We start from the raw sequence: 23,615 nt of genomic DNA, 5'->3' as shown, positions 1-23,615 counted from the left end.
TTGTAGTGCGATTGTATCAAAAAACACCAAAATTCAGTACAAACGCACTACATGATTACGCAAAGTGAGGTAGAGATTCGAGATTTTTCGACGCTATCGAGGTGTATCGTTAGCGCGGTCTAAGCGCGCGAACGTCTTCGCCGCCGTAGAAGCACACCGTGCTTCTACGCTGAGCGGCTCAGCGCGCCAAATTGCCTTCGCGCGCTACGCTTTAAGCGCTCCGGCAGGTTGGCGCGCTATATAGTAGTTAGGAAGTGAGTTTAATGATTGCAGGCATTGGTTGCGATGTTGTTAATGTGGCGGATTTTGCGCAACAAATGCAAGATGGCAATGGGTGGCGCTCGCTATTTTCTACGCGTGAGCTTAGGCAATGTGCTATGCGCGCGAATGCTAAGAACGACTCACAAGCGATTCATATTGCGGCTCGCTGGGCTGGTAAAGAGGCGGTTATAAAAGCGTGGTGCGATGCGATGAGCACTCTTGGTTTGCAATATCCTTACACATTAGACAACACTCCTTGGGCAAGCATTGAGATTTTAGACGATTCGCATGGATGCCCAAGCGTTCTACTTAGTGAAGACGTTAATCAAAAGCTTCTAGAGTCGTTGCACGCGCCAGAGGCGACTAATCCGCAGGAATTCGCCAGCGTAAATCGCGTAGATGGCATATACGGGGTAGATGGCGTAAATCGCCCTAATTGGCATGTGTCTTTAAGCCACGATGGCTTAGTGCAAAACTCTTCTGCTATTGCACTTGCGTTTGTTGTTTTAGAGTTACGCGAGTCTTAATCATAAAACCTTAATCATGCGAGCATGCAGCGAATTTTACGCATGAATGTGTGTTCAATGTGCACTAAATGTGCAAATTTTCGCGAATTTCACAATTTAGCGCGAGTGTCGAAAGTTGCTTTAGGTCTAAACAGTCTGTATAATTAATCGAGTTGCTGTTTTGCAAGGCAATTAATAGCTTGCAAAATTCGCATATTGCGGATGTAGCTCAATGGTAGAGTATCAGTCTTCCAAACTGATGACGCGGGTCCGATTCCCGTCATCCGCTCCACTTTTATTCTTACCTTTGTTCTTATTTGATTCCATTTTGTTTTCATACACACATGTTTTAAGCTGTTTGCGCATGTTGGTATTGTTGTAACAGTTAAACACGTAAAACATGTGTCTGGAGGGATTTTGGGACAGTTTATTGTACGTGTAATTGCAAGTTTAGTTTCTATAGCAACAGCTCTTGTTGTAAATTCTGCTCCTGCGTTTAAGGTAGAAAATCGTTGGGATTTTAAGAATGTTGCTTCCAAAGTCGCAGATGTTGCAGATGGTGCAAATAATGCGGAATTGTCAGATAATGGCGCTAACACTGTTGAAGAAGATCAATTAAATGCGCTTTCTAATGGCGATTCACGCAATGATTCTAAGTTGCCTAAAAAAGTGGCATCTTCCTTTACAAACAAAGACGAAGTTGTTTCTTCAAAGTATGCGATTGCAGATAATGGAGAATTAAAGTCACTTAAAACTGGCCAAACTATTACCGATTCTAAGCTTGTTGGAACTAAAGATAAGCAGCCAGATCCACTCGCTAAAAGTAACGGTGAGCGTTTTACGCCTATAACTGTTGGCGATTTGCGAAAAGAGATAAAGCGCGAAAATTCGAGCAGCACTAATGCTGATTTTTCTACCGCCAATAACACTCCGATTTCTAGCAAAAAACGTGTTGAAAATAAACGTTCTCTTAGAAAAAATAAGGTTGTTCTTATAAGCTCTAATCAAAAAAATCCCGAAGAAACTGACTCAAACGAAAAGAGCCAGGAGTCACAAGCTTTAGAATCTAGAACATCCACGTATACAACTTATGGCTCGGTGCGTAAGATTTCTTTGCCAACAAACGGATTTGGCACTAGGTGGGGAGACTACAACGGAACTCAGGCATTCTATGATGGCAATGGAAGCCTGTTTGCGTACAACGCCAGTGGCGTGATTGATGTTTCCGAACATCAAAAAGAAATTAACTGGGCTGCAGCTAAGGCAGCTGGCGTAGAAGGCGCGATTATACGAATTAGCTACGGATGGGAAAACGGCTACGATAAATACGCTTTGCGAAATATTAGAGAATGCAAGCGTTTAGGTATTCCGTTTGGAATCTACATGTATTCTTACGCAGAAAAACCAGAAGATGGTGCTAACGAGGGCGCAGACGTTGCAAGTCTTCTTAGGCGTGCAGGCGTTAGCCCAGGCGACCTTTCTTATCCTGTTTACTACGATCTTGAAAAATGGGTTTGGGCTGGCCACACTGCTCCAACTAGCCCATACGTTTACCAAAACATTGTTTCGTCTTGGTGGAATCAGCTGTATAGCGCAGGATACACAAATCTTGGCATTTACTCATATGCAAACTATTTGAGAGGCCCGCTTAATTCGCAATACATTCACGATCGAGCAAGTTGGGTTGCTAGCTACGGCGCAACTCCGCTATTTAACATTAGAACGGCGTTGCGCGGATGGCAGTACACGTCTAAGGCTCGCATATCTGGTATTGATGGAAATGTTGATGTTAGCGCGTTTGGAACTGGTCCAAATTCTCCAGTAACGCAAACTAGCGTAGACTTTACGTGGATTATTCGCAATAACGATATTGCTGTTGGAGCTGCTGTTACAGGCAATTTGAATAGACGCTTGGAATATCGTTGGCTTTCTTACGATTTGTATAACAAGCAATGGCGTACAATATCTGATTGGAGTGTTGGCAATTGGGCATCTTGGGTAACAAGCAATGGCGATTATTGGCTTCATTGCGAAGTTCGCGATGCTTACACTTATAAGTCTCTTGGAACTAAAACAATTGCCTTCCGCTACCAAGTAAACAATCCTGTTGAGCCTGAGTTTGTTGAAAAAACGATTGTTTCTGGAACTTACGCAGCTTGGCAAGGAAGTAGCGTTCTCTTAGGCGCTGTAACGAATAATCCTAGTGGATATACGATTATTAAGATTTACGATTACAACGCTAAGCAGTGGGTGAGCCAATTTAAGGGGCCATGGGCTTTGTGGAGTCCTCATCCTGGAATTTATTGGACTCATTTCGAAGCGTATTCAAAAGATGGTAAGCTTCAAGACACTAAGACTTATGCTTTTGGAGTGTGATTCTTAATCTTTATGTAGCTTTATGTAAAGATAGAAAAAGTCAGTGAATAAAATAAAAAGACCGTGCGTAAACAGCTCGGTCTTTTTGTTAAATTAAGTTATTAATTTATTTTACTAATCTTCAAACAAATCTTTAGATATAATAATGCGATTTTCCGCAACCTGCTTTAAGTGCTTGCCATAATTGCTTTTGCCATACTTTTGCGCCGACTCAAGCAAACGCTCGCGACTAATCCATTGATTCTCGTACGCAATCTCCTCAAGCACTGCGATTGGCAGCCCTTGCGCTCGCTCTATTGTGCGCACAAATTCGCCAGCTTCGTAAAGCGAGTCCATTGTGCCAGTGTCTAGCCACGCGTATCCGCGACCAAGAGTCATAACGTTTAGCGAGCCATTTTCTAAATACATTTTGTTAAGGTCTGTAATCTCAAGTTCTCCGCGCGCGCTCGGCTTAACTTGTTTTGCAAACTCTGTAACTCTGGAATCGTAGAAGTACAAGCCTGTAACAGCATAATTCGATGCTGGGTGTTCTGGTTTTTCTACTATGCTAACGGCCTTGTGATTTTCGTCAAATTCCACAACGCCGTACCTTTCTGGGTCGTCTACGTAGTAGCCAAATACTGTAGCGCCGTGTTCTACGTGTGCAGCGCGCTTTAGAATTGCTCCCAAACCATTGCCGTAGAATATATTGTCTCCAAGAACAAGCGCGCAAGAATCGCCATTTATAAACTCTTCTCCGATTATAAATGCTTGAGCAAGTCCGTCTGGAGATGGCTGAACTTTGTACGATAAGTTGATTCCAAATTGCTCTCCGCTTCCAAGCAGCCTTTCAAAATTCGGCAAGTCTTGAGGAGTAGAAATCACAAGAATATCTCGGATTCCAGCCATCATAAGCACGCTAAGAGGGTAGTACACCATTGGCTTGTCGTACACTGGCAAAAGCTGCTTAGACGTTACAGTAGTAAGTGGGTATAGGCGCGTGCCAGAACCGCCAGCAAGAATAATGCCTTTCATCTTTGAAACATCCTTTACTTGTTGTTTTGTTCAATTCTATTTACGTAAGATTCAAGCAAATCTTCCCAATTGGCTGGCGTAAATCCAGTGGACTCGATTTTTTGCAGGTCAAGTGCGCACTTGTGTGGTCTAGGAGAACCATTAGATATACGCGTGTAATCGTCTACTCGGTTTGCTTCGATTTTGCTTGTGTCTACATTAAGTTGTGTAAACACTTTTTGAGCAATATCGTGCCAAGACGCGATTCTGCCAGATCCTGTAAGATTGTATGTTCCGTATTGCGCTTGCGTGTTTAGAAGATGGAACATGCCTTTTACTAAGTCGCTTGCAAAAGTGAGTCTTCCAGTTTGGTCTATTGGAGCTTGAATGCTAACAGATTCGCCATTTTTGCAACGGTTTGCAAAGTCAATCATGCGCGTTACAAAGTTTCTGCCTTCTCCAACAATCCAACTTGAGCGAATAATATAATGCTGTGGAACGTTTGATACTAGAGAATCTGCTGCAGCTTTTGTTTCGCCGTACACGCCTAGTGGTGCAAAGTCCTCGTTTTCTTTGTGATTTTCTTGAGTGCCGTCAAAAACATAGTCGCTTGAGATGTGCACAAGAGTAATGTGGTGTTCTTGCGCAATTTTTGCAAGATTTGCCACTCCTTTAACGTTGCTATTCCACGCGGCTCTTCGCCCTTGTGGAGTTTGCGCGCCATCTACAGACGTGTATGCTGCTGTGTTAATAATCGTTCCGTACAAATCCCAGTCGTAGCTGCTGTAATCGTCTTTATTTGCTATATCGAAGCTATCTAAGTCTACGTACTCAAATCCTTCTAAATTATGCTCTTTAGCATAGTTTTGTATTGCGCGTCCAAGTTGACCGTTGCATCCAGTTACAAGAGTGCGCTTTGGTGCCATTGGCTTTGCATCTTTTAGCATTGGATGGTGTAAGTCTGCTTCGCTGCGCTCGGATTCTTCTAAAGGTATTGGCCAATTAATGTGTAAATCTGGGTCTGCAAGGTTTACAAAAGTGTATGTTTTCTTTTGCTCTAGCGACCAGTGTGCATTTACTAAGTAAGTGTATACTGTGCCATCTTGCAGTGCTTGGAAGCTGTTTCCTACGCCTCTAGGCACGTAGATTGCTTTGCTTGGGTTTAGTGTTGTTGTGTACACTTGTCCGAAGCTTTGCCCTGGTCTTAAATCTACCCATGCGCCAAATACTTCGCCAGTAGCAATGCTTATGTATTTATCCCATGGTTCTGCGTGGATGCCTCTGGTTACTCCGCGTTTTTCGTTGAACGAAATGTTGTTTTGCACAGGTCCAAAGTCGGGGAGACCTAGAGCTGTCATTTTAGCGCGCTGCCAGTTTTCTTTGAACCATCCGCGGTTATCTCCGTGTACTGGAAGATCGAACACGATTAAACCTGGAATGTTGGTTTTTGTAACGCTTAGTTCTTTTTCAAATTCCATAGCATCCTGCAAATTCTTTATTTTTATTAGATTTATGACTATTTTTGGCTAGATTTGCAAACTACTGCATACAAGTTACATACAAGTTGCATGCAATCTTCGTACAAGCAAGCTTGACTTTTATGCGATTCACTGTCCTTGTGCTTTATATTTCGCTTCGGTTGCGCTTTTAGCGCCTTCCCACCACGCGCGATTTTCTGTGTACCATTTAATTGTTTGCTCTAAGCCTGTTGTAAAGTCTGTGTGCTTTGGCTTCCATCCAAGCTGCGTTTGCAATTTTGTGCTGTCGATTGCGTAACGGCGATCGTGGCCTGGGCGATCTTTTACAAGGTCAAAGTCGTCTGCATCTTTGCCCATCATTTCAAGAATCATGCGCAAAACTGTTATATTATTTTTTTCACCGTTCGCACCAATCAGGTACGTGTTTCCAAGTTCTCCCTTTGTTAGGATTGTCCAAACAGCGCTGCTGTGGTCTTCAGTGTGAATCCAATCTCGCACGTTTAATCCTTGGCCGTATAGCTTTGGTCGAATACCCTCTAAAATATTTGTGATTTGTCGAGGAATAAACTTTTCAACATGCTGGTATGGTCCGTAGTTGTTTGAGCAGTTGCTAATTGTTGTGTGCAAACCGTATGTGCGGGTCCATGCGCGTACCAGCATATCGCTTGCAGCTTTTGTGGAGCTGTATGGGCTGGATGGGTGGTATGGCGTTTCTTCAGTGAATTTAGCTGGGTCGTCTAATGCCAAATCTCCGTACACTTCATCTGTGGAAATGTGATGGTATCGAATGCCGTACTTTCTAACTGCTTCTAGTAGTCTAAAAGTGCCTTCAACGTTGGTTTTAAGGAATGGTTCAGGGTCTGCAATGCTGTTGTCATTATGCGATTCTGCAGCGTAGTGCACAATAGCGTCGTGCCCTGGAACAAGCTTATCTAAAAGCTCAGCATCGCAAATATTGCCGTGCACAAAATCAACTCTGTCTTCTGGCAATCCTGCAATATTTTCAATATTTCCGGCGTACGTTAACGCGTCTAATACTGTTACGTGCGTTTCTGGGTGATTGTTCACTACGTAGTGCACAAAATTAGACCCAATAAAGCCACATCCGCCAGTTACAATTATGTTTTTTGGCTCAAAGTTTGTTGTGTTACTCATGTTTTCCATAATATCCTCTTATATGCCTTTTGCTTTTTAGTTTTGATTATTGCTTAAGATTTTCGTTTAAGCTTTATTGTTTAAGCTTTCTCGCATTGCGTTAAATGCTGGCTCGGCTTTACCATCGTAAATCATGTGTGAATGAGACAGCACTATGCAGCGAGAGCAAAGTTGCTTAATTTGATCTTCGCTGTGCGAAACAATTACCATTGTTTGCCCTCGTTTTTGCTGCTCTTTAAGCCTTGTTATGCACTTGTGTTGAAAAGCTTCGTCTCCAACTGCAAGAATTTCGTCGATTAAGAAAATGTCTGGATCGCTGTGCGCTGCTACAGAAAACGCCAATCTAAGGAACATTCCCGAAGAGTAGAACTTAACTTCTGTATCCATAAAAGGCTCTATTTCGCTAAAGTCTACTATTGATTGGTATTTATCGTCTATCTCTTCTTTTGTCATTCCAAGAATTGCGCCGTTAAGATACACGTTTTCGCGACCAGTTAAGTCGGCAGCAAATCCTGCTCCAACTTCGATTAGTCCTGCGATTCTTCCGCGCGCAAAAACTTCGCCTTCGTCTGGTTGCATAACTCCAGAAAGCATTTTAAGCATAGTAGACTTTCCAGAGCCATTCATGCCTATTAGTCCAACAGTTTCGCCGCGTTTAATAGTAAAACTAACATTGCTTAAAGCTGTAAAGTTTTGCGTCTCGTGCTTTTTAGACGGCGGTGTCAGCAAGTTTACAATCGACTCTTTAATCGAATGATTTGCTCGCAGCGAGAATCGTTTAGTAACGTTAGAAACGCTTAACACAACGTCTTCTGGAAGTGTGTTATAAGGCTTATTCATATATAACTCCTGCTGCTCTTAAAAGTAAAATCCACAAAATCTTAGTAAGCTTAAATTTCTTGAGCAAACTTGCCTTCAAGATGTCTAAATGTAACTTCGCCAATAAGTAGTACAGCAAATGCAACTACAAGGCTTTCGCAAAGTCTTAAAGACCAAGCTCCTGCAAATTGGAAAGTGCGATCTGTGGCATTTAGCCAGAATCCGCGGTGGAATGCTTCAACGCTTATTGCAATAGGATTTGCATAATACATCTCTAAAACCCATCGTGGCGCGTGGGCTGCAACCATTTGCCACGTGTAGAAGCACGGCGCAAGCCATACAGCAACCATTGCTACCAAGTCTGTAATGTTTTCTGCATCTCGGTAAAAAACGTTTATTGCTCCAAAGAATAATCCAAGACCAAACGCAAACGTACACACGCTAATAAATCCGATTATTGCCACTATTACGCCTGCAAAATCTGGAATCCACCCCATGCATAAGGCTCCGATTATAAGCACGATTACTTGTGGGAAAAAGTGCACAAAAGCAACTCGTAGCGATGCAAGTGGGAATAGTTCTCTAGGAAGATAGATTTTTTGTATTAAGCCAGCATTAGAAAGTATTGATCTTGTGCAATTAGAGAATGCTTCTACAAAAAAGTTTGTTACTATGATTCCGCTAAAAAGGTACAGTGGGTAGGCTTGAATTCCACCTCCGCGGCCAAGTCCTAAGAAAATTCCCATTGCAACGTAGAACACTACAAATTGTGTTATTGGCTTTACGTACGTCCAAGCCATACCGAGCCAAGAACCGCGATATCTTATGCGTACTTCTTTTTTTACAAGTAAGTCAAGCAAATAAAGGTATCTTGGAATGTCAATCAGACCTTTGCTTCTACCAGGGTGATAGATGGCGTCAGACTTTGTTGTCATCGCTGCCTTTCTTACAAAATTTGCAGTGTGCATGCACGTATAACTTTGTTAAGTTTACATTTGGGGATTGATTTGTGCTAATAACTAGCACGTGTTTTGTGTTAGGTTGCTTTTGTTTATAGCTTTACTGTGCTTGGCATGTTTGAAAGTTTTTATACGCTGCTAAACTGAAAAATTATGAGTAAGCGAATTCTTGTTACTGGTGCTGGTGGGTATATTGGTCGTCACGTTGTTAAAGCTCTTTTAGATGCAGGCGCTAGCGTAATTGCTTCCGACTTGCGTTTAGACGGTGTTGATGAGCGCGCAACGCGTATTGAAGCGAATATTTTTAGCGATGATGCTGATTTGTTTGCAAAGCTTGGGTCTCCAGACGTTTGCTTGCACATGGCTTGGCGCAACGGTTTTAAGCATGCTGCAGACACTCATATGGAAGATTTATCGAATCATTATCGATTTATTCGTCTTATGCTTCAAGGTGGCTTAAAGCAGATTGCTGTTATGGGTTCTATGCACGAAGTTGGCTACTGGGAGGGCGCTATTGATGAGAGCACGCCTTGCAAGCCAGCTTCTATGTATGGCATTTCTAAGAATGCTTTGCGTGAAGCTACTTTGCTTTTGGGTAAAGAGTATAATGCCACTGTTCAATGGATTCGCGCGTACTACATTGTTGGCGACGACGCTCGTGGAAACTCTATTTTCTCTAAACTTCTTCAAGCTGCTCAAGAAGGAAAGAAGACTTTTCCGTTTACCACTGGAAAAAACAAGTACGATTTTATTAATGTAGACGTGTTGGCTAAGCAAATTGCTGCAACCGTTTTGCAAGATGAAGTAAATGGCGTAATTAATTGCTGCACGGGGGAGCCTGTTTCGCTTGCAGATCGCGTTGAGCGTTACATTCGCGAGAATAATCTTGATATTTCGCTTGAGTATGGCGCATTTCCAGATAGACCATACGATTCTCCAGCAGTTTGGGGAGATAATAGCAAAATCCAAAAGATTATGAGTGATTTTCTAAAATAGTTATTGCAAATCGTCACTTTTCTGGATTTTAATGTTAAATTATCGTTTTTAGAAAGGATTAAAGTTGCGTGAAACATTACAAAACGGCAAGTGCCCATGCATATATTTTGTTCTTCCTTGCTACAACGAGGAGCCTGTTCTTCCGCATACTTCTAGTATTCTTTTAAGCAAAGTTACTTTTCTTATTGAAAATAAGATTATTTCGGATTCTAGCCGTATTCTTTTTGTGGATGATGGTTCTAGAGATTCAACTTGGAATATTATTTGCGATTTACACCAGTCGAATCCTTCGCTTTTTGGCGGAGTAAAGCTTGCGCATAATCGTGGTCATCAAAATGCTTTGCTCGCTGGCTTAACTACAGCATATAAATCGGGTTGCGATGCTGCAATTTCCATGGACGCTGATTTGCAAGACGATGTTGATGTTGTTGATCAATTTATTGCAAAATATGTGGAAGGCTACGAGGTTGTGTATGGCGTTCGCTCGTCTAGAGAAACAGACACATGGTTTAAGCGCAACACTGCATTAGCTTTTTACAGTGTTTTTAAGTGGATGGGTGCAGAAACCGTTCCAAATCATGCCGATTATAGACTTATGGGCAAGAATGCGTTGAAAGCTCTTTTGGAATATAAAGAAGTTAATCTTTTCTTGCGTGGCATAGTGCCGTCGATTGGCTTTAAGTCAACAAAAGTTGAGTATGTACGCGGTAAGCGCAAAGCTGGCGTGTCTAAGTATCCGCTTAAAAAGATGATTTCGTTTGCTATAGACGGCATTGCGTCTTTTTCTACTAAGCCTTTGAGTTTTGTAACATTTGCAGGATTCGCGTCTATTTTAGTTTCGCTATGCGTATTTGTTTACGTAATAGTTTCCGTTTTGCAAGGGAAAGCAGTTGCTGGTTGGGGCTCTGTTATGTTCTCAATGTGGTTTATTGGCGGATTGATTATGCTTTCAATCGGCATTGTGGGCGAATATATTGGAAAGATTTACATGGAATCTAAGCATCGCCCACGTTACGAGATTGAAACACTTATTTAAGTTGCTAACGCCTTATACTTGTTTGTTTGGTACATTTATAAAGCGTTAACAACTTTATTTTTAGTTAGTAATTTAGAATTTTACGATTATATACTTGTTATCTAAAACAGTAGTGCATTCATTCGAAGGCCAAGAAGGAATATCTTGCGCGGCTTTTTCTGCATTCATATAGTCGGATTCTGATCCAAGTGTTTCTAGATTAACTCCAGTAGTTGAGCTTATGAAACCACTTTTTACCCATGTGCCGTGAGTAGTTGAGAATCCAATCTCAAACATTGATCGCCCAATAAGTTCAAGCTGATTTGGCTTAAATTCACTAGGATTGTAGTTTGCTTTATGATTTCCAACGAATACTACTTTAAGCGGATTTTTATGATTTGCTTGTATTGCTTCTATTCTTCTAACAACGTCTTGAGCAATGTAATAGTCTTGGTTGTAAGTCATGTATTCCGTGTAGTACAAGCGGTTTACTGTAAACGACTGGCTTAATCCAATAATTGCAAGAAGAACGCATGCAATAATCGTTGTTAAAGTCTTTTTGCTAAATTGCATAATGTAATGCAACAAATACATGCATGCAAAAGCTCCAGCAAGAGGGTATGTTAGTTCCGTTCGCGCTACTCCAGATGTGCCAAGTATTACGCTCATCATCATAGGGCTTGCAACTATAGCAATAGCAAAAATAATAGTAAAAGCGTTAAGTTTTTTACGAATCACTTGAACAATAATTAACAGCACTAAAGCAATTAATGCAATTGTTATAAATACGCTATGGAATATTGTTCTTCCTAGATACATGCTTTTTGCATGCGAAAGTATAGTATGAATGATTGTTGATATAGGGTCTTTGCCCCAGCGCATTTGGTTCTTAATGTATGGATCCGTAAAGGTGTGGTTGGCAGCCATAACAATCTTGTTCAAAATCGCATAGCATGCATAACTTGCTATAAACACGCAAATATACGTAAAAACGTAAGTTACTGTGTTTTTGAATTTGCATGCATAGTTTCCTTTAACTATTAGCGCAATCATGGCTGTTCCAGCAATAAAAACAGTAGTCATTGCTAGGTAGATTGTGAATCCAAAAAGTGCAAAAACAATAGCCATTAGTGAGTATGTTAAAAGAGTTTTAAGTTCTTTACGAGTTTGGTACGCGTTATGCGCACACATAAGCGATATGCTAACAAACATTAGCGCACAAGCTACATCATCTCCCATAAGCAAGAATCCAAGCATTTCTGCAAGAATAGGAGCGCTTATAAACGGAATTATAAATAAAGCTGGGTGGAATTTTGCGCCTAAATTATGCGATTTGCTAAACAAGTATGCCCATGTTGTTGCAGACGCAAAAAGCGCAAGAACCATTAAGATTCCAGCTAATGAATTGTTATACCAGTATCTTCCTGTAATGTACTTAAAAGCTAGCAATCCAAAGCGTTCTAGGCGAATCCAAGAATTATAAAGATTGTTTGCGCGTGCAATCATCCCCTCTGTATCTATAGAGAAAGTGTTAGAAAAAGCTTTTTGGCCGTATGCAATAATCAAAAAAATCGCGCTTATTGCAAGTTCTGCAACATTAGATTTACAAAAATAAATGAAGTCTTTAAAAGAATACGTTTTTTCTGCAACTGTATCAATTGCGTTATTATCTATGCTTTTTTCGTTATTTTTTACTAGCACGTTATTTTTTACTAGCACAGATGAGTTGTGTATTGGATTATTATTTAGTGTTTTAATGCCACTAGACTCCGTTTGATTCATGATACAACCTTTCTATGCGTTTAATCTATATGCGCTACTTACAATTGTATTATAAGATTCTATACATGCTCAACAAGCTATAAGGATTACGTTTAGTAGTACAATAGACATGATTTGTGCTGTTTTACTGATTAGAGTGCAATGGAGACGATTTATGAATCCTGCAATTTCCATAGTGGTTCCCGCTTATAACAAAGAGCCGTATATTAAGCAATGTATGGATTCACTTATTAATCAAACTCTTAAAGACATTGAGATTATTGTTGTTGACGATGCTAGTACAGATAATACTTTGCAAATTCTTCGCGATTATGAGCATAAAGATTCTAGAGTAAAAATTATTGCTAAGGCTTTGAATGGCGGATTGCATATGGCTCGCAAAACTGCTGTTGAGGCAACTACTGGAGATTACGTTCTTTTTGTTGACGCAGATGATGAGATTGAGCTTAAAACTTGCGAAGTTCTTTACTCGTACGCTAGTAGTCATCCTGCAGACATATTGCATTTTGGTGTTTCTATTCACCCAGAAGGCAAATCGGAGGAGGATTTTGCATACAGATACGATCAAATGTTTGCGCAAACTAATGGGGATCAATCGGGAGACAATATTATAAAATCGTCGTTTTCTAGCAATCTTGCTCATTGGGTGCCTTGGAGTATGTTAACAGCACTTTTTAAGGGTGATTTAATACGCGCTTCTTTTGAAAAAACAGTTTCTACTAGACTCACTAAAGTCGAAGACGCATACGAATACTTTGTAACGGCATCTTCTGCTAATACTTTGAAGGACTTAACGGCGTTCCGCGCGCTTAAATACCATATTGGCAGAGGAATTTCTGGAAGATCTAAAATAAGCGTTGAAAGATTTAGCACGGAACAGCAATACATTAAAGATGTTGTGAATGCTTTTTGCGATTTTGCTGGCGATTTTGTTGACGATTCCAACGGTGCTTTTGTTAATGATTCTTTCGACGATTGCGCGCTGAAAAGTCGCAAGCAAACCGTTGAAGAAGCTGCAAAATGGTTTAATAATCGCGCTTTGAAAATAGTAAAAGATGAGTTCTTTACAAGACTAAAAGTCGAGGATTTTCAAGAAGCAATAAACGCTGTTATTGAAACATGGGGATTAGAGCGCGCGTGCTTGATTGTGCTAGAAGAGCTTGTGCACCTTATGAATCAAGTTGTAGAAGATGATTGCGTAATAAAACACGGCTCCGTTTGTGATGCTCTTCTTAACGTTTACCGAAACATTAAACCAGATAGTTTTAATGATTCACAGAACGCAACTTATGCTGAGCAAGTAGACTTAATGTCTTTGCATATTATGCAAGTGAGTAAACAAAAATACGAAGAAGAACAAAAACGTTTGCAAATTGAAGAGCAAAAACGTTATGACGCAATGCCAGCTTATAAGCGTTTTGCAAAAAAGATAAAAAATATGGTTAAAAACTTAACTAAACCAAAGAATGATAAATAAAGTCTAAAAAATAAATTTGAGATTAAACAAAATACAAAATTACACAATAGAATAATCAAAGATAATTAAAGGTAAATCGGGAGATAACATGATTTTGGAAAATCCAAAGCGCTTGGGCATTTTCTTCTTCTATGATGCGCAAGGTCACGCAGACCGTTATGTGTCTACGTTGCTTGACGGATTTAAGCCATTCTTTAACGAGCTTGCGATTGTAGTAAACGGAAAAATAGACGAACCAAGCAAAGCAATGCTTAAAAGCTATGCGAATAAGTTTATTTTGCGCGAAAACAAGGGTTTTGACGTGTGGGCGTACAAAACTGCAATGGACTCTTACGGTTGGGAGAATCTGGAAAAGTTTGATGAAGTAGTGTTATTTAACGCTACGATTATGGGGCCAGTTTATCCGTTTAGCGAAATGTTTAACGCTATGAACGCAAAAGACCTTGATTTTTGGGGCATAACAAAGTTTCATAAGGTTAATGGAGACCCGTTTGGATACAGTCCGTACGGATATTTGCCAGAACATATTCAATCGCATTTTCACGCATACAGAAAAAGCTTTGTTCAATCCAAAGATTTTCAGGATTATTGGAATAATCTTCCACCAATCAACAGCTACTTTGAGTCGGTTGGATTACATGAATCTGTGTTTACAAAGCGATTTGCAGACAAGGGATACAAGTGGTCTGTATACGTTGATACGAGTGATTTAGAAGGCTATTCTTATGGTCCAATAACGTATGCTGCAAGGCAGATTGTGGAATATAAGCGTTGCCCGATTTTTAAGCGCAGGTCGTTCTTCCACGATTACTCCGACGTTTCTACGCAATCTGTTGGAAACCAAGCATTGGATTTATACGAGTATTTGCGGGATCACACCGATTACAACACGGATTTGATTTGGGAAAATGCTTTGCGAAGCATGAATATGGCAGATTTGATGAAGAATCTTCATTTGCGATACATTTTGCCGCAAAATCAGATTGTAGAAAACTCATCAACAGCTACATCAACATCTACTGCTAAGCCTGCATCTAAGCCAAAAGTCGCGTTGTGCATGCACTTGTATTACATGGATTTGCTAGATAAAAGTTTGCACTATATTCAATTCATGCCGCAAGGATGTGACGTTATTTTAACTGTAGGATCGAAAGAAAACCAGCAAATCGTGAAACAACGCGTGAAACAACTTCCGTATAACGTAGACGTGCGGTTGATTGAAAATCGAGGTAGAGATGTGAGCGCATTCTTAGTGGGCGGCGGCGCAGATCTTATGAAGTACGATTACGTATGCTTTGCTCACGATAAAAAAGTCACGCAATTATCTCCTCGAAGCATAGGTGACGGATTCGCTTACAAGTGTTTTGAAAATATTCTTGCAAGTAAAGAGTATGTGCAAAACGTTATAAATCTATTTGAAACGCATCCGCGACTTGGAATGGCAATGCCAACGCCGCCAAATCATGCAGACTACTTCCCAGGATTTACATACACTTGGGGTCCAAACTTTGAGGGTACAAAGAAATTCCTAGAAAAAACGTTAGGAATTAGCGTTCCGTTAGACGAAAATAAAGACGCTATAGCTCCGCTTGGCACAATGTTTTGGTTCCGTACAAAAGCACTGCACGGGCTATTGGATAGAAAGTGGACTTACGAAGATTTTCCAGCAGAACCGCTAAAAATAGACGGAACGTTGTTGCACTTTATAGAGCGAGCATACGGGTATGTGCCGCAATCCAACGGATACTACGACGCATACATATTCTCCAACCACTTTGCGCGAATAGAAATGACGAATCTAGAATTCGATGTTCGAGAACTATCAAAATCTGTTAGCACGCCGTGGATTAAGCACAATTTGGAAGAAACTTGTAGAGAAGTAATGCGCGGAAAGCGCTTCCGCTACACTGTTTTAAGAGTGCTAAAAAGTATCGCAAAACGCGTATTTTATAAGGCTTTGTACATAGCTCAAAGAATTGTACACATTTGTCGTAAAGGTAACGTTGGTAGTGAAGGTAAAGAAGATGAGTGATATAAGCGTAAATACAGACGCAACAAAATGCGTTCGCGCGCGCGCAAAAAAACCGCGACTTTTCTATTTGGATTGGATTCGCGCAATAGCTGCGATTTTGATTGTTGTAACTCATTTTAACAATCCGTATTTGGAGCCTACGCGATTCTTTGTAAATAGGCCATTTGGAATTTACATTGGTGGATTAGGAGTATCGCTATTTTTGATTATTTCTGGCGCCGCTCTTATGTACAACTACGGGGATAGAGAAAGCCTGGATTTGCGCACATTCTACACAAAGCGCGCAAAAACGTTGTATCCAATGTTTTGGGTGGCATTTGTAGTGGCGAATATTTTACTGTTTGTTCGCAATAATGGCTATATTTTTGTACCAAGGCATAAGATAACAGTAATTTTTTCGCTTTTTGGAATGGATGGATATGCTTCTGCATTCGGTGTAGGCACATTTTACACTTTAGGTGAATGGTTCCTCGGATTCATAATACTGTTTTACATAGTGTTTCCGCTTTTAAGAGTTGGTGTAAACAAAATGCCAATAGCAACTGTGTGCATTGTGTTGACTCTATATGCTGTAACAGTTGTGTTCTTTATGTTTTACCAGATTCCACGAGTGCCGTCTGATATTCTTTTAACAACAAGATTGCCAGAATTAGTATTTGGCATGATTTTTGTAAAGTTTATTAAAAAAGTGCCGCATTGGCTTGCTGCAGTATCTTTTGTGATCCTTGCAGCACAACAATTAACGCACATATTAAAAGACAATATTGCAGTTACGATTGTAGGAATATTTGCATTCCTATTGCTATCTTATATTGGCGAACTTGTTAAAAGTTTTAAGCCACTAAGCGCGTGCACAAAGTTTATATCCGCATATTCGTACCCGATTTTTTTGGTTCACCACGTGTTAATAATGCAAGTGTTTACAGTAATATACCCTGTGTGGCTTAATCGCTGGCAAGCGTACGGATTGCTAATCGCAGAGTTTGTGGTGATTCTTGTGCTTTCTGTAATACTCAAGCGTTTTACAAACTTGATTGTTGGTTTTGTGAGCAAATATTTAGTGAAAAGTAGTAGCAAAAATAGTGTTGAAAGTGCTGTGAGGAATCGCAGTGATAATAGCAGCACGAATCGCAGTTTGGATTAACATGCATATTTGTGCAGGAATAATCACCTATAATCCAACTTTAACAGACGTAAGCACGTGTTTAGAAGCGCTATGCAATCAAGTAGAGCGCGTAATAATCGTAGACAATGCGTCTAAAAATGTTAAAAGCTTGCAAGAAGTTGTAAGCAAATACACAAACGTGACTTTAGTTAAAAACAGTCAAAATATTGGTTTTGCAAAAGCATTGACGCAAGTGTTTGAGTGGGCAAAATCGCAAGGTTTCAACTGGGTTCTAACGCTTAACGACGATTCTGTTGTGCCAAGCAACATGATTAGCGAATACAAGAAAATCCTAGAAAATCAGGGAAGTCTTGTAAATCAAAAAAATGCAAAAAATTCAAAAATCGCAATTGTATGCTCTTTGCTAAAAAACCGTTTAGACGGCACGATTTTACACAGCAAGTGTCACGAAGACGAATGCATAACGTCTGGAAGCTTAACAAGCGTAGAAGCGTGGGCTAAGATCGGCGGATTTGACGAATGGCTAGAAATCGACGGAGTAGACTTCGACTTTTCAAGGAGACTAGTGCGCGCTGGCTGGCAAATCGTAGAGTGCCAAAACGTTATAATGGAACACCAAATCGGCAAAGCGCGCTCAATAAACTTGATTATAAAACACCCAATCGTGTGGAATCACAACGCAAATCGCAAGTACTACATAGCGCGAAATATGCAAGTAGTGGACTACAAAATGGGAACATACTCGTATGCTAAGTCGTTGCGTGCAGTTGTGCGAGATATGATTTTCGTTGCGCTGTGGGAAAAGAATAAATTTGCGAAAATTCGCGCGATGATACGCGGATTTAAGGATGGGCAGCAAAAGATTCGTCAAATGCGCAAAATCTCATCTTGTAAAGCAGAACAGAACGCGGTTTGAAAGGATAGCAATGACAGCAATGGAAAATTATGCTAAAAACGAAAATCCGCTAGTTTCTATAATCGTGCCAGTTTACAATTCTGCAAAATATTTGAGCGGATGCGTGGACTCGATTCTTGCGCAAACTTACAAAAACATAGAGCTGATTTTAGTAGACGACGGATCCAAAGACGACTCGGGTAAAATTTGCGATTCATACGCATCAAAAGATTCGCGAGTTAAAGTAATACACCAACAAAATGGCGGAATATCGCGCGCGCAAAACGCGGGGCTTGATGCGGCTCGTGGCGAATTTATAGCGTTTGCAGACAATGACGATATTCTAGATTGCAAAAATATTGAGATTTTGTTAAACGCGCTTTTGCAAAGCGGAGCTAGCATGAGCAAAGCAAAATGGCGTCAATTTGGGCTAAGTAGCTTAGAGCAGATTAAAAAAGAAGCTGGATTGGATGCGCGTGGAGTGGATGCGAGTGACTTGCGTTCGGAAAAGTCGCCAGCAACCGCGCGTTTAGAGAACATGCCTCAAATAAAAATCGTAAAAAATCCTCTAAAAGCGTATCAAACTGTATTTTGCAAAATATTTAGAATAATCGGAAACAAGCTGGGCAAAAACAGCGAAGCGCGCTACTTTAACGAAGCGAATTGGTGCAGGCTGTACAGGCGAGAGGTTTGGGAAGGAGTGCGATTCCCAGAAGGAAAGTTTGCGCAAGATACGGCTATGGCGAGCGTGCTGTACTCGCGCATGAATTGCGTGGCGCATGTGGACGCAGTGTTGTATTACTGGCTGCAACGCGCAGATTCCGTAACGCACAAAATGCGAGACGCGGACTTTTACCACGATCATATAGACGCTGTTCGAGCAAATTGGGATTTGTGCTTAGAACACAACGTTGTGCCAGCAAGAAGCTACTACACAATGGTTGGAAATTTGAGGTACGAGCGATGCGCGCTGAAAAGCGGAGAAAATACGCTTAAAAGCGGAAAAAATAGCGACGCAGAAATCCAAAAAATATACGAAAAAAATTATGATAAAGACGTAAAATTTGCTAAATCAGCTGTTAAAAAGCTTACGATTTTACAGCGCGCGCAATGTTTTACGATGTCGTGTGTAAGAAATCTTGAAAAAATAATCTACGATTGCAAAATCAAAAATATGAAGTAATGCAATTAAAAATCGAAGAGTAAAGTGTAAATCAGAAAGCAAGAAATGAGTGGGAAAATGAGCGAATACCCAGATTTAGTAGTTGTTGGAGCAGGATTGTTCGGCTTAACCGTAGCTCAGCAGGCTGCAGAACGCGCTGGCGCTCGCGTTGAGATTATTGACGTGCGTAATCACATTGGCGGCAACGCTTACTCGTATTTTGACGAGCGCACGGGAATTGAAATTCACAAGTATGGCGCGCATCTTTTCCACACAAGCAACAAGCGCGTGTGGGATTATGTGAACCGCTTTACAACGTTTACTAACTACGTGCATCGCGTTTATGCAACGCATGATGGCGAGGTGTATTCGTTGCCAATCAACTTGGGTACAATTAACCAATTCTTCCACGCGCACTACACGCCAGAAGAAGCAAAGGCGCTTATTGCAAGCCAAGCAGGGGAGTTTGCTGGTAAAGATCCGCAAAATCTAAACGATAAGGGTATTAGCTTAATTGGGCGCCCGCTTTACGAGGCGTTTATTAAGAATTACACGGCAAAACAGTGGCAAACGGATCCTTCTAAGCTGCCTGCTGGAATTATTAAGCGCTTGCCTGTGCGATTTAACTACAATAATCGCTACTTTAAAGACACTTGGGAAGGATTGCCAACGGACGGATATACGGCTTGGATGCAGCGCATGATTGACAATCCGCGTATTCACGTTTCGCTTGGCGTGGACTTTTTCGACGAATCGCAGCCGTTTAACAAGCGCGCGCTGGCGGAAGCTGGAGTGCCAGTGGTTTATACGGGGCCAGTGGACAGGTATTTTGACTACGCACTTGGCGAGTTAAAGTGGCGAACTGTTGACTTTAAGGAAGTGCGTTACAAGGAGAGCGACCACTTTGGCTGCCCAGTTATGAACTATTCAGATGCAGATGTTCCGTTTACGCGCGCGATTGAGTTTAAGAACTTTAATCCAGAGCGCGAGGAGGTTGGCGATTGCGAGGCTGGCGGCGTTGCTAGCTGCGATGCTGATTTTGTGCCAGGTAAAAGCGTTAAAGCTGGGGAGACTGTTGTTTGGCAGGAGTATTCTCGCGCTGCAACTCGCGACGACGAGCCGTATTATCCAGTGAATACTGAGGAAGATAAAGCCTTGTATGCGCGCTATGCAGAGCTTGCAGCTGCTGAGCCGAACACTGTTTTTGGTGGGCGATTGGGAACGTACAGTTACTACGATATGCACAATGTGATTGATATGGCTTTGCGCGCTTACGAATCGCAAGTAGCGCCACTTATTGCGCGTTAAGCGTAAATAAGGCTGGAGCAAGTAAGGCTGGCGCAAAGTATATAAGTACGAAAAAGGGTTCCAACCAACAGTACTGGCTAGAAACCCTACTCGCGGAGAATACGAGATTCGAACTCGTGAGGCTGTTACACCAACACGCTTTCCAAGCGTGCGCCATAGACCACTAGGCGAATTCTCCACATCAATCATTGCGCTAAACACACAACGAAAGACAACTTAAATAAGATAACATAGTGTGCGGATAATGCAAAATCGCGCGTTGCGCGACGACCTGCCTTTTCGCTTAAAGCGTAGCGCGAATCGACGATTTCGAGCTGCATAATGCGCGAGAAATCACCTCGATTCGCTGAGCCGCTCAAACGTAAAGTCCAGTGGACTTTACGTGCGGCGAAGACGTTAGCGCGCTTAGACCGCGCTAACGATTTTCCAATTCGGAGCGCTGAGCCGCTCAAAGCAGAAGCACTGCTTCTGCGCTGCGAAAACGTGAGCGCGCTGTAACGCGCGAGCGACATTTTTAACGTTTTTACGATTCTTAAATCACCTTAATAGATTTATTGCACACACAATCCTTGCAATTGCGTGTTGTTGATTATGTGCGTGTTGTTGATTATATGATAGTGTAGATTTTTCATATGTAGTAAGCGATTTGCGATTTGCGACTTACTACAGATGCGCAAAACTACAGGATTATTAGCAAATACAGGATTTAAGTTTAGAAGGTGTTTAGCATGGATGTTGGTTTTGTAAAGAATATCCAAAAAATAAAGCCTAAAAAGACAAATCCTGCAGTTGATCATAGTCCGCGCACAATGATGATTGGCATAATCTTAACAATTCTTGGCGGCGCACTTTGGGGCACAAACGCTACAGTTTCTAAGATTCTAATGTCTAAATACCTTGTAAGTCCGTTGCAAATCGCGTGCGTTCGTCAGCTTGCTGCAGGTGTGCTTTTTGTAATTGTTGCCTCAATTGTTAATCGCAAGCAACTTGTTGGCGCATTAAGCACAAAAAAATCATGGCCAATGCTAGTCGTAACAGGTATTGTGTGCGTGCTTTTAACGCAAGTTGCGTATCTTTTTACAATCGACTGGACTAACTCTGGAACAGCTACCGTTTTGCAAAGCCTCAATCTGCTTTTTGTGCTTGTTTACGTGTGTTTGCGGTCAAAAAGAACTCCGACTTTGCGCGAAAACATTGGTGTTTTGCTTGCGTTTGCAGGAACTGCGCTTATGGCAACGGGCGGCAATTTTAGCTCGCTTTCACTGCCGTTAATGGGGCTTTTGTGGGGATTAGCAGATGCTGCAAGTACGGCGGCGCTTGCGATTATGCCAGTTAAATTGATTGCAAAATGGGGAAATCTTACTGTAAACGGAATCACGTTTATTATTGCAGGTCTTATTATGCTGCCATTTGTGAAGCCATGGCAAACAATGCCTCCTTTAGATTTGCGTGCGTATTTGCTGTTTACTTTTACAATTGTTGGCGGAACTTTTGGCGCATATTGGATGTTTTTGGCTGGCATTATGCGAGTTGGATCTGTGCGCGGAACGCTTTTAGGTGCGAGCGAGCCTGTTATGGCTGCAATCACGGCTGTTGTATTTACGGGAGCTGTGTTCTCGTGGGCTGATTTTGCAGGATTTGCGCTTATTTTTATTATGATGATTTTATTGAGGTGATTATTACGAATATGCAAGATGCACAAAACACGGATGCACAAAACCTAGATGCACAAAACCCAGTCAATCGCGTAGAGCAGATGTATGAGTACGGCTACCGAAAGTCAAACTACGGCCCAGACGAGCTTGTAACAGACGCGCACGGAAATCCAATCAGCGTTATGGATGCCATGCTAAGCGCGCAAGATGCAAGCACTGCGCAAACTCAAACTCCGCACTTGTGCTTCTATTCGCCTAGAATCCCAGGAAACACAGGCTCTGCGATACGCCTTTGCGCTGTAACGGGCACCATTTTGCATCTTGTAGAGCCGCTTGGATTTAATCTTCAAGACACAAAGCTTCGTCGTGCGGGTCTTGATTATCACGATATGGCACACGTTGTTATGCATCCGAATTTTGAAAACCTTGTTGAGTCAATGCCAAATTCTCGCATAATTGCGTTTACTGCAAACGCCACAAAACTTTACACAGATGTTGAGTATAAGCCGAACGATATTTTGCTTTTTGGGCCAGAGCCAGGAGATGTTCCAGACCCAATGGATATTATGGCAGGCCCGCATGTTGCGGAACAGGTTCGCTTGCCAATGCGTCCTTCGCTTAGAAGCTTAAATCTTACGAATTGCGCATCAATCGCCATTTATGAGGCGTGGCGTCAGCTTGGATTTGAGGGCGGAAAATAGTAATAAATAGCTAGAAATCGCCATAAATAGCCAAAAATAGTCTTAAAACTACTCATGCATTACAATGGTTAATATGCCTGTGTTAAAACGTAAACCGAAGCGGAAGATTAGTGCTGCGCGACGCCGCATGTACATTCGCCGCCGAATCGTAGTTTGCGTGGGGCTGCTGGCTGTTTTAGCATTCTGCATTTTTTGCATAGTCAGCATTTTTAAGGGCATTAGCGCAATTGGAACCGCTATAAACAAGCATTCAGACGTTACGTTATCTAAACAACTTGTGCCAGATCCAAGACCCGTTGGAATCATAAAAAAATGCAATTCAAAAGACGTTAGAATTGAGCTATCTTCTTCGTCTCAAGCTATTCCAATGGGCGGAAGTGTAGAGTTTAATGCTCATATTGTTTACGAAGGCGATGATTCATGCAGGATTGACGCTTCGAGCGGAAGAATGGTGTTGACTGTAGGCCAAAGTGCAAGCGATTCATCGCAAGCGGCTGGCGATTCTTCTGGCGCAAAAGGTAGTAAGTCGAATAAGCAAAATAAATCGTCTAAATCTAAAACAAAAGAAAAACCGCAAGCAGCTGTTCCGCAATGGCAGTCAGATATGTGCGTAATTCCACTCAAGCCGCTACTTATGGCAAAAGGCGATTCGTACGATAAAAAGTTTACTTGGAATGCAAACGCTACGATTGGCACGCCGAGTGGAGAAAATTGCGCGAATGACTCCGATTTGCCTAAAGTTTTGCGCGGAACATACATTGCGCAAATAGAGCATAAGGACGTAGCAGGGTTGCAAAGCAATCCCGTGGTTATTTCTGTTCGCTAGTGCCTGCATAAATGACGATAGAAAGTCGAAGCGAAGGGGTAAAATCGTTTCTTTGTACACGGTGTGTCATATAGCGGGCATACTCAAGGAACC

General features: G+C 41.6%; 19 protein-coding genes and 2 tRNA genes. 14 read left to right on the top strand and 7 right to left on the bottom strand.

Annotated features, from left to right (window positions below; all coding sequences use genetic code 11):
• Positions 1–263: 263 nt before the first annotated feature.
• From NYP55_RS02295 to NYP55_RS02285, 3 genes are all read left to right on the top strand, one after another.
• The gene (locus NYP55_RS02295; protein WP_415695145.1) at positions 264–788 is read left to right on the top strand and encodes a holo-ACP synthase; all 525 of its coding nucleotides are present in this window, start codon (positions 264–266) and stop codon (positions 786–788) included.
• A gap of 197 nt (positions 789–985) precedes the next feature.
• Positions 986–1,059: transfer RNA gene (locus NYP55_RS02290), tRNA-Gly, on the top strand.
• Between the two features lie 125 nt (positions 1,060–1,184).
• Positions 1,185–3,143, top strand: coding sequence for a GH25 family lysozyme (locus NYP55_RS02285; protein ID WP_472781496.1), 1,959 nt, complete (start codon positions 1,185–1,187; stop codon positions 3,141–3,143).
• 114 nt (positions 3,144–3,257) lie between these two features.
• Here NYP55_RS02285 and rfbA read toward each other — a convergent pair whose 3' ends face one another.
• The 5 genes from rfbA to NYP55_RS02260 all read right to left on the bottom strand — a co-directional run bounded on the left by rfbA (position 3,258) and on the right by NYP55_RS02260 (position 8,523).
• On the bottom strand, positions 3,258–4,157 hold the full coding sequence (gene rfbA / locus NYP55_RS02280; protein ID WP_128813924.1) for a glucose-1-phosphate thymidylyltransferase RfbA: 900 nt from the start codon (positions 4,155–4,157) through the stop codon (positions 3,258–3,260).
• 14 nt (positions 4,158–4,171) lie between these two features.
• On the bottom strand, positions 4,172–5,614 hold the full coding sequence (locus NYP55_RS02275; protein WP_472781495.1) for a sugar nucleotide-binding protein: 1,443 nt from the start codon (positions 5,612–5,614) through the stop codon (positions 4,172–4,174).
• A 129-nt stretch (positions 5,615–5,743) separates the two neighbouring features.
• Positions 5,744–6,778 carry a dTDP-glucose 4,6-dehydratase gene (rfbB, locus tag NYP55_RS02270; RefSeq protein ID WP_004129905.1) on the bottom strand — a complete coding sequence of 345 codons (1,035 nt, stop codon included), beginning with the start codon at positions 6,776–6,778 and terminating at the stop codon, positions 5,744–5,746.
• A 57-nt stretch (positions 6,779–6,835) separates the two neighbouring features.
• Positions 6,836–7,507, bottom strand: a complete 672-nt coding sequence (locus tag NYP55_RS02265; RefSeq protein ID WP_472781525.1) for an ABC transporter ATP-binding protein — start codon at positions 7,505–7,507, stop codon at positions 6,836–6,838.
• 152 nt (positions 7,508–7,659) lie between these two features.
• Positions 7,660–8,523, bottom strand: a complete 864-nt coding sequence (locus tag NYP55_RS02260) for an ABC transporter permease (RefSeq protein WP_004112141.1) — start codon at positions 8,521–8,523, stop codon at positions 7,660–7,662.
• A 177-nt stretch (positions 8,524–8,700) separates the two neighbouring features.
• On the opposite strand from NYP55_RS02260, the gene NYP55_RS02255 reads away from it, so the two are divergent.
• Positions 8,701–9,543: an NAD-dependent epimerase/dehydratase family protein gene (locus tag NYP55_RS02255; RefSeq protein ID WP_472781494.1), complete on the top strand. Its 843-nt coding sequence runs from the start codon at positions 8,701–8,703 to the stop codon at positions 9,541–9,543.
• A 64-nt stretch (positions 9,544–9,607) separates the two neighbouring features.
• Positions 9,608–10,579, top strand: coding sequence for a glycosyltransferase family 2 protein (locus NYP55_RS02250; protein WP_472781493.1), 972 nt, complete (start codon positions 9,608–9,610; stop codon positions 10,577–10,579).
• Between the two features lie 72 nt (positions 10,580–10,651).
• Here NYP55_RS02250 and NYP55_RS02245 read toward each other — a convergent pair whose 3' ends face one another.
• Entirely contained in the window at positions 10,652–12,340 is a 1,689-nt protein-coding gene (locus NYP55_RS02245; RefSeq protein ID WP_472781492.1) for a glucosyltransferase domain-containing protein, read from the bottom strand.
• Between the two features lie 154 nt (positions 12,341–12,494).
• On the opposite strand from NYP55_RS02245, the gene NYP55_RS02240 reads away from it, so the two are divergent.
• The 6 genes from NYP55_RS02240 to NYP55_RS02215 all read left to right on the top strand — a co-directional run bounded on the left by NYP55_RS02240 (position 12,495) and on the right by NYP55_RS02215 (position 20,340).
• On the top strand, positions 12,495–13,817 hold the full coding sequence (locus NYP55_RS02240) for a glycosyltransferase family 2 protein (protein WP_472781491.1): 1,323 nt from the start codon (positions 12,495–12,497) through the stop codon (positions 13,815–13,817).
• 88 nt (positions 13,818–13,905) lie between these two features.
• Positions 13,906–15,849 (top strand): rhamnan synthesis F family protein, encoded by a 1,944-nt coding sequence (locus tag NYP55_RS02235; RefSeq protein WP_472781490.1) that lies wholly within the window; start codon positions 13,906–13,908, stop codon positions 15,847–15,849.
• Positions 15,842–16,993, top strand: a complete 1,152-nt coding sequence (locus tag NYP55_RS02230) for an acyltransferase family protein (RefSeq protein ID WP_004132768.1) — start codon at positions 15,842–15,844, stop codon at positions 16,991–16,993. The genes NYP55_RS02235 and NYP55_RS02230 overlap by 8 nt, the downstream gene beginning before the upstream one ends.
• A 1-nt stretch (position 16,994) precedes the next feature.
• Positions 16,995–17,891 (top strand): glycosyltransferase, encoded by an 897-nt coding sequence (locus NYP55_RS02225; protein ID WP_004132767.1) that lies wholly within the window; start codon positions 16,995–16,997, stop codon positions 17,889–17,891.
• A gap of 19 nt (positions 17,892–17,910) precedes the next feature.
• Positions 17,911–19,053 carry a glycosyltransferase family 2 protein gene (locus NYP55_RS02220; RefSeq protein WP_032843041.1) on the top strand — a complete coding sequence of 381 codons (1,143 nt, stop codon included), beginning with the start codon at positions 17,911–17,913 and terminating at the stop codon, positions 19,051–19,053.
• A 57-nt stretch (positions 19,054–19,110) separates the two neighbouring features.
• Positions 19,111–20,340 carry a UDP-galactopyranose/dTDP-fucopyranose mutase family protein gene (locus tag NYP55_RS02215; RefSeq protein ID WP_032819470.1) on the top strand — a complete coding sequence of 410 codons (1,230 nt, stop codon included), beginning with the start codon at positions 19,111–19,113 and terminating at the stop codon, positions 20,338–20,340.
• Positions 20,341–20,433: 93 nt separating this feature from the next.
• Here NYP55_RS02215 and NYP55_RS02210 read toward each other — a convergent pair.
• Positions 20,434–20,518 (bottom strand) — tRNA-Ser (locus NYP55_RS02210).
• Positions 20,519–21,068: 550 nt separating this feature from the next.
• On the opposite strand from NYP55_RS02210, the gene NYP55_RS02205 reads away from it, so the two are divergent.
• The 3 genes from NYP55_RS02205 to NYP55_RS02195 all read left to right on the top strand — a co-directional run bounded on the left by NYP55_RS02205 (position 21,069) and on the right by NYP55_RS02195 (position 23,522).
• Positions 21,069–22,016 carry a DMT family transporter gene (locus tag NYP55_RS02205; RefSeq protein ID WP_004132758.1) on the top strand — a complete coding sequence of 316 codons (948 nt, stop codon included), beginning with the start codon at positions 21,069–21,071 and terminating at the stop codon, positions 22,014–22,016.
• Between the two features lie 11 nt (positions 22,017–22,027).
• Positions 22,028–22,696, top strand: coding sequence for a tRNA (cytidine(34)-2'-O)-methyltransferase (locus tag NYP55_RS02200; protein WP_421782058.1), 669 nt, complete (start codon positions 22,028–22,030; stop codon positions 22,694–22,696).
• A gap of 64 nt (positions 22,697–22,760) precedes the next feature.
• A complete protein-coding gene (locus tag NYP55_RS02195) occupies positions 22,761–23,522 on the top strand; it encodes a peptide ABC transporter permease (RefSeq protein WP_472781489.1) in 762 nt (253 codons plus the stop codon).
• The last annotated feature ends 93 nt before the right edge of the window (positions 23,523–23,615 follow it).

This window comes from Gardnerella sp. c10Ua_31, assembly GCF_055700915.1.
Note: the sequence above shows the minus strand (reverse complement) of the source record. Positions and strands in the feature narration are given on the sequence as shown.

Coding starts and splice junctions, on each gene's coding strand:
- NYP55_RS02220 (WP_032843041.1), top strand. CDS start 17,911: ATGGAAAATTATGCTAAAAACGAAAATCCGCTAGTTTCTATAATCGTG.
- NYP55_RS02195 (WP_472781489.1), top strand. CDS start 22,761: ATGGTTAATATGCCTGTGTTAAAACGTAAACCGAAGCGGAAGATTAGT.
- NYP55_RS02275 (WP_472781495.1), bottom strand. CDS start 5,614: ATGGAATTTGAAAAAGAACTAAGCGTTACAAAAACCAACATTCCAGGT.
- NYP55_RS02240 (WP_472781491.1), top strand. CDS start 12,495: ATGAATCCTGCAATTTCCATAGTGGTTCCCGCTTATAACAAAGAGCCG.
- NYP55_RS02255 (WP_472781494.1), top strand. CDS start 8,701: ATGAGTAAGCGAATTCTTGTTACTGGTGCTGGTGGGTATATTGGTCGT.
- NYP55_RS02200 (WP_421782058.1), top strand. CDS start 22,028: ATGCAAGATGCACAAAACACGGATGCACAAAACCTAGATGCACAAAAC.
- NYP55_RS02245 (WP_472781492.1), bottom strand. CDS start 12,340: ATGAATCAAACGGAGTCTAGTGGCATTAAAACACTAAATAATAATCCA.
- NYP55_RS02230 (WP_004132768.1), top strand. CDS start 15,842: ATGAGTGATATAAGCGTAAATACAGACGCAACAAAATGCGTTCGCGCG.
- NYP55_RS02215 (WP_032819470.1), top strand. CDS start 19,111: ATGAGCGAATACCCAGATTTAGTAGTTGTTGGAGCAGGATTGTTCGGC.
- NYP55_RS02205 (WP_004132758.1), top strand. CDS start 21,069: ATGGATGTTGGTTTTGTAAAGAATATCCAAAAAATAAAGCCTAAAAAG.
- NYP55_RS02225 (WP_004132767.1), top strand. CDS start 16,995: ATGCATATTTGTGCAGGAATAATCACCTATAATCCAACTTTAACAGAC.
- rfbA (WP_128813924.1), bottom strand. CDS start 4,157: ATGAAAGGCATTATTCTTGCTGGCGGTTCTGGCACGCGCCTATACCCA.
- NYP55_RS02235 (WP_472781490.1), top strand. CDS start 13,906: ATGATTTTGGAAAATCCAAAGCGCTTGGGCATTTTCTTCTTCTATGAT.
- NYP55_RS02295 (WP_415695145.1), top strand. CDS start 264: ATGATTGCAGGCATTGGTTGCGATGTTGTTAATGTGGCGGATTTTGCG.
- rfbB (WP_004129905.1), bottom strand. CDS start 6,778: ATGGAAAACATGAGTAACACAACAAACTTTGAGCCAAAAAACATAATT.
- NYP55_RS02260 (WP_004112141.1), bottom strand. CDS start 8,523: ATGACAACAAAGTCTGACGCCATCTATCACCCTGGTAGAAGCAAAGGT.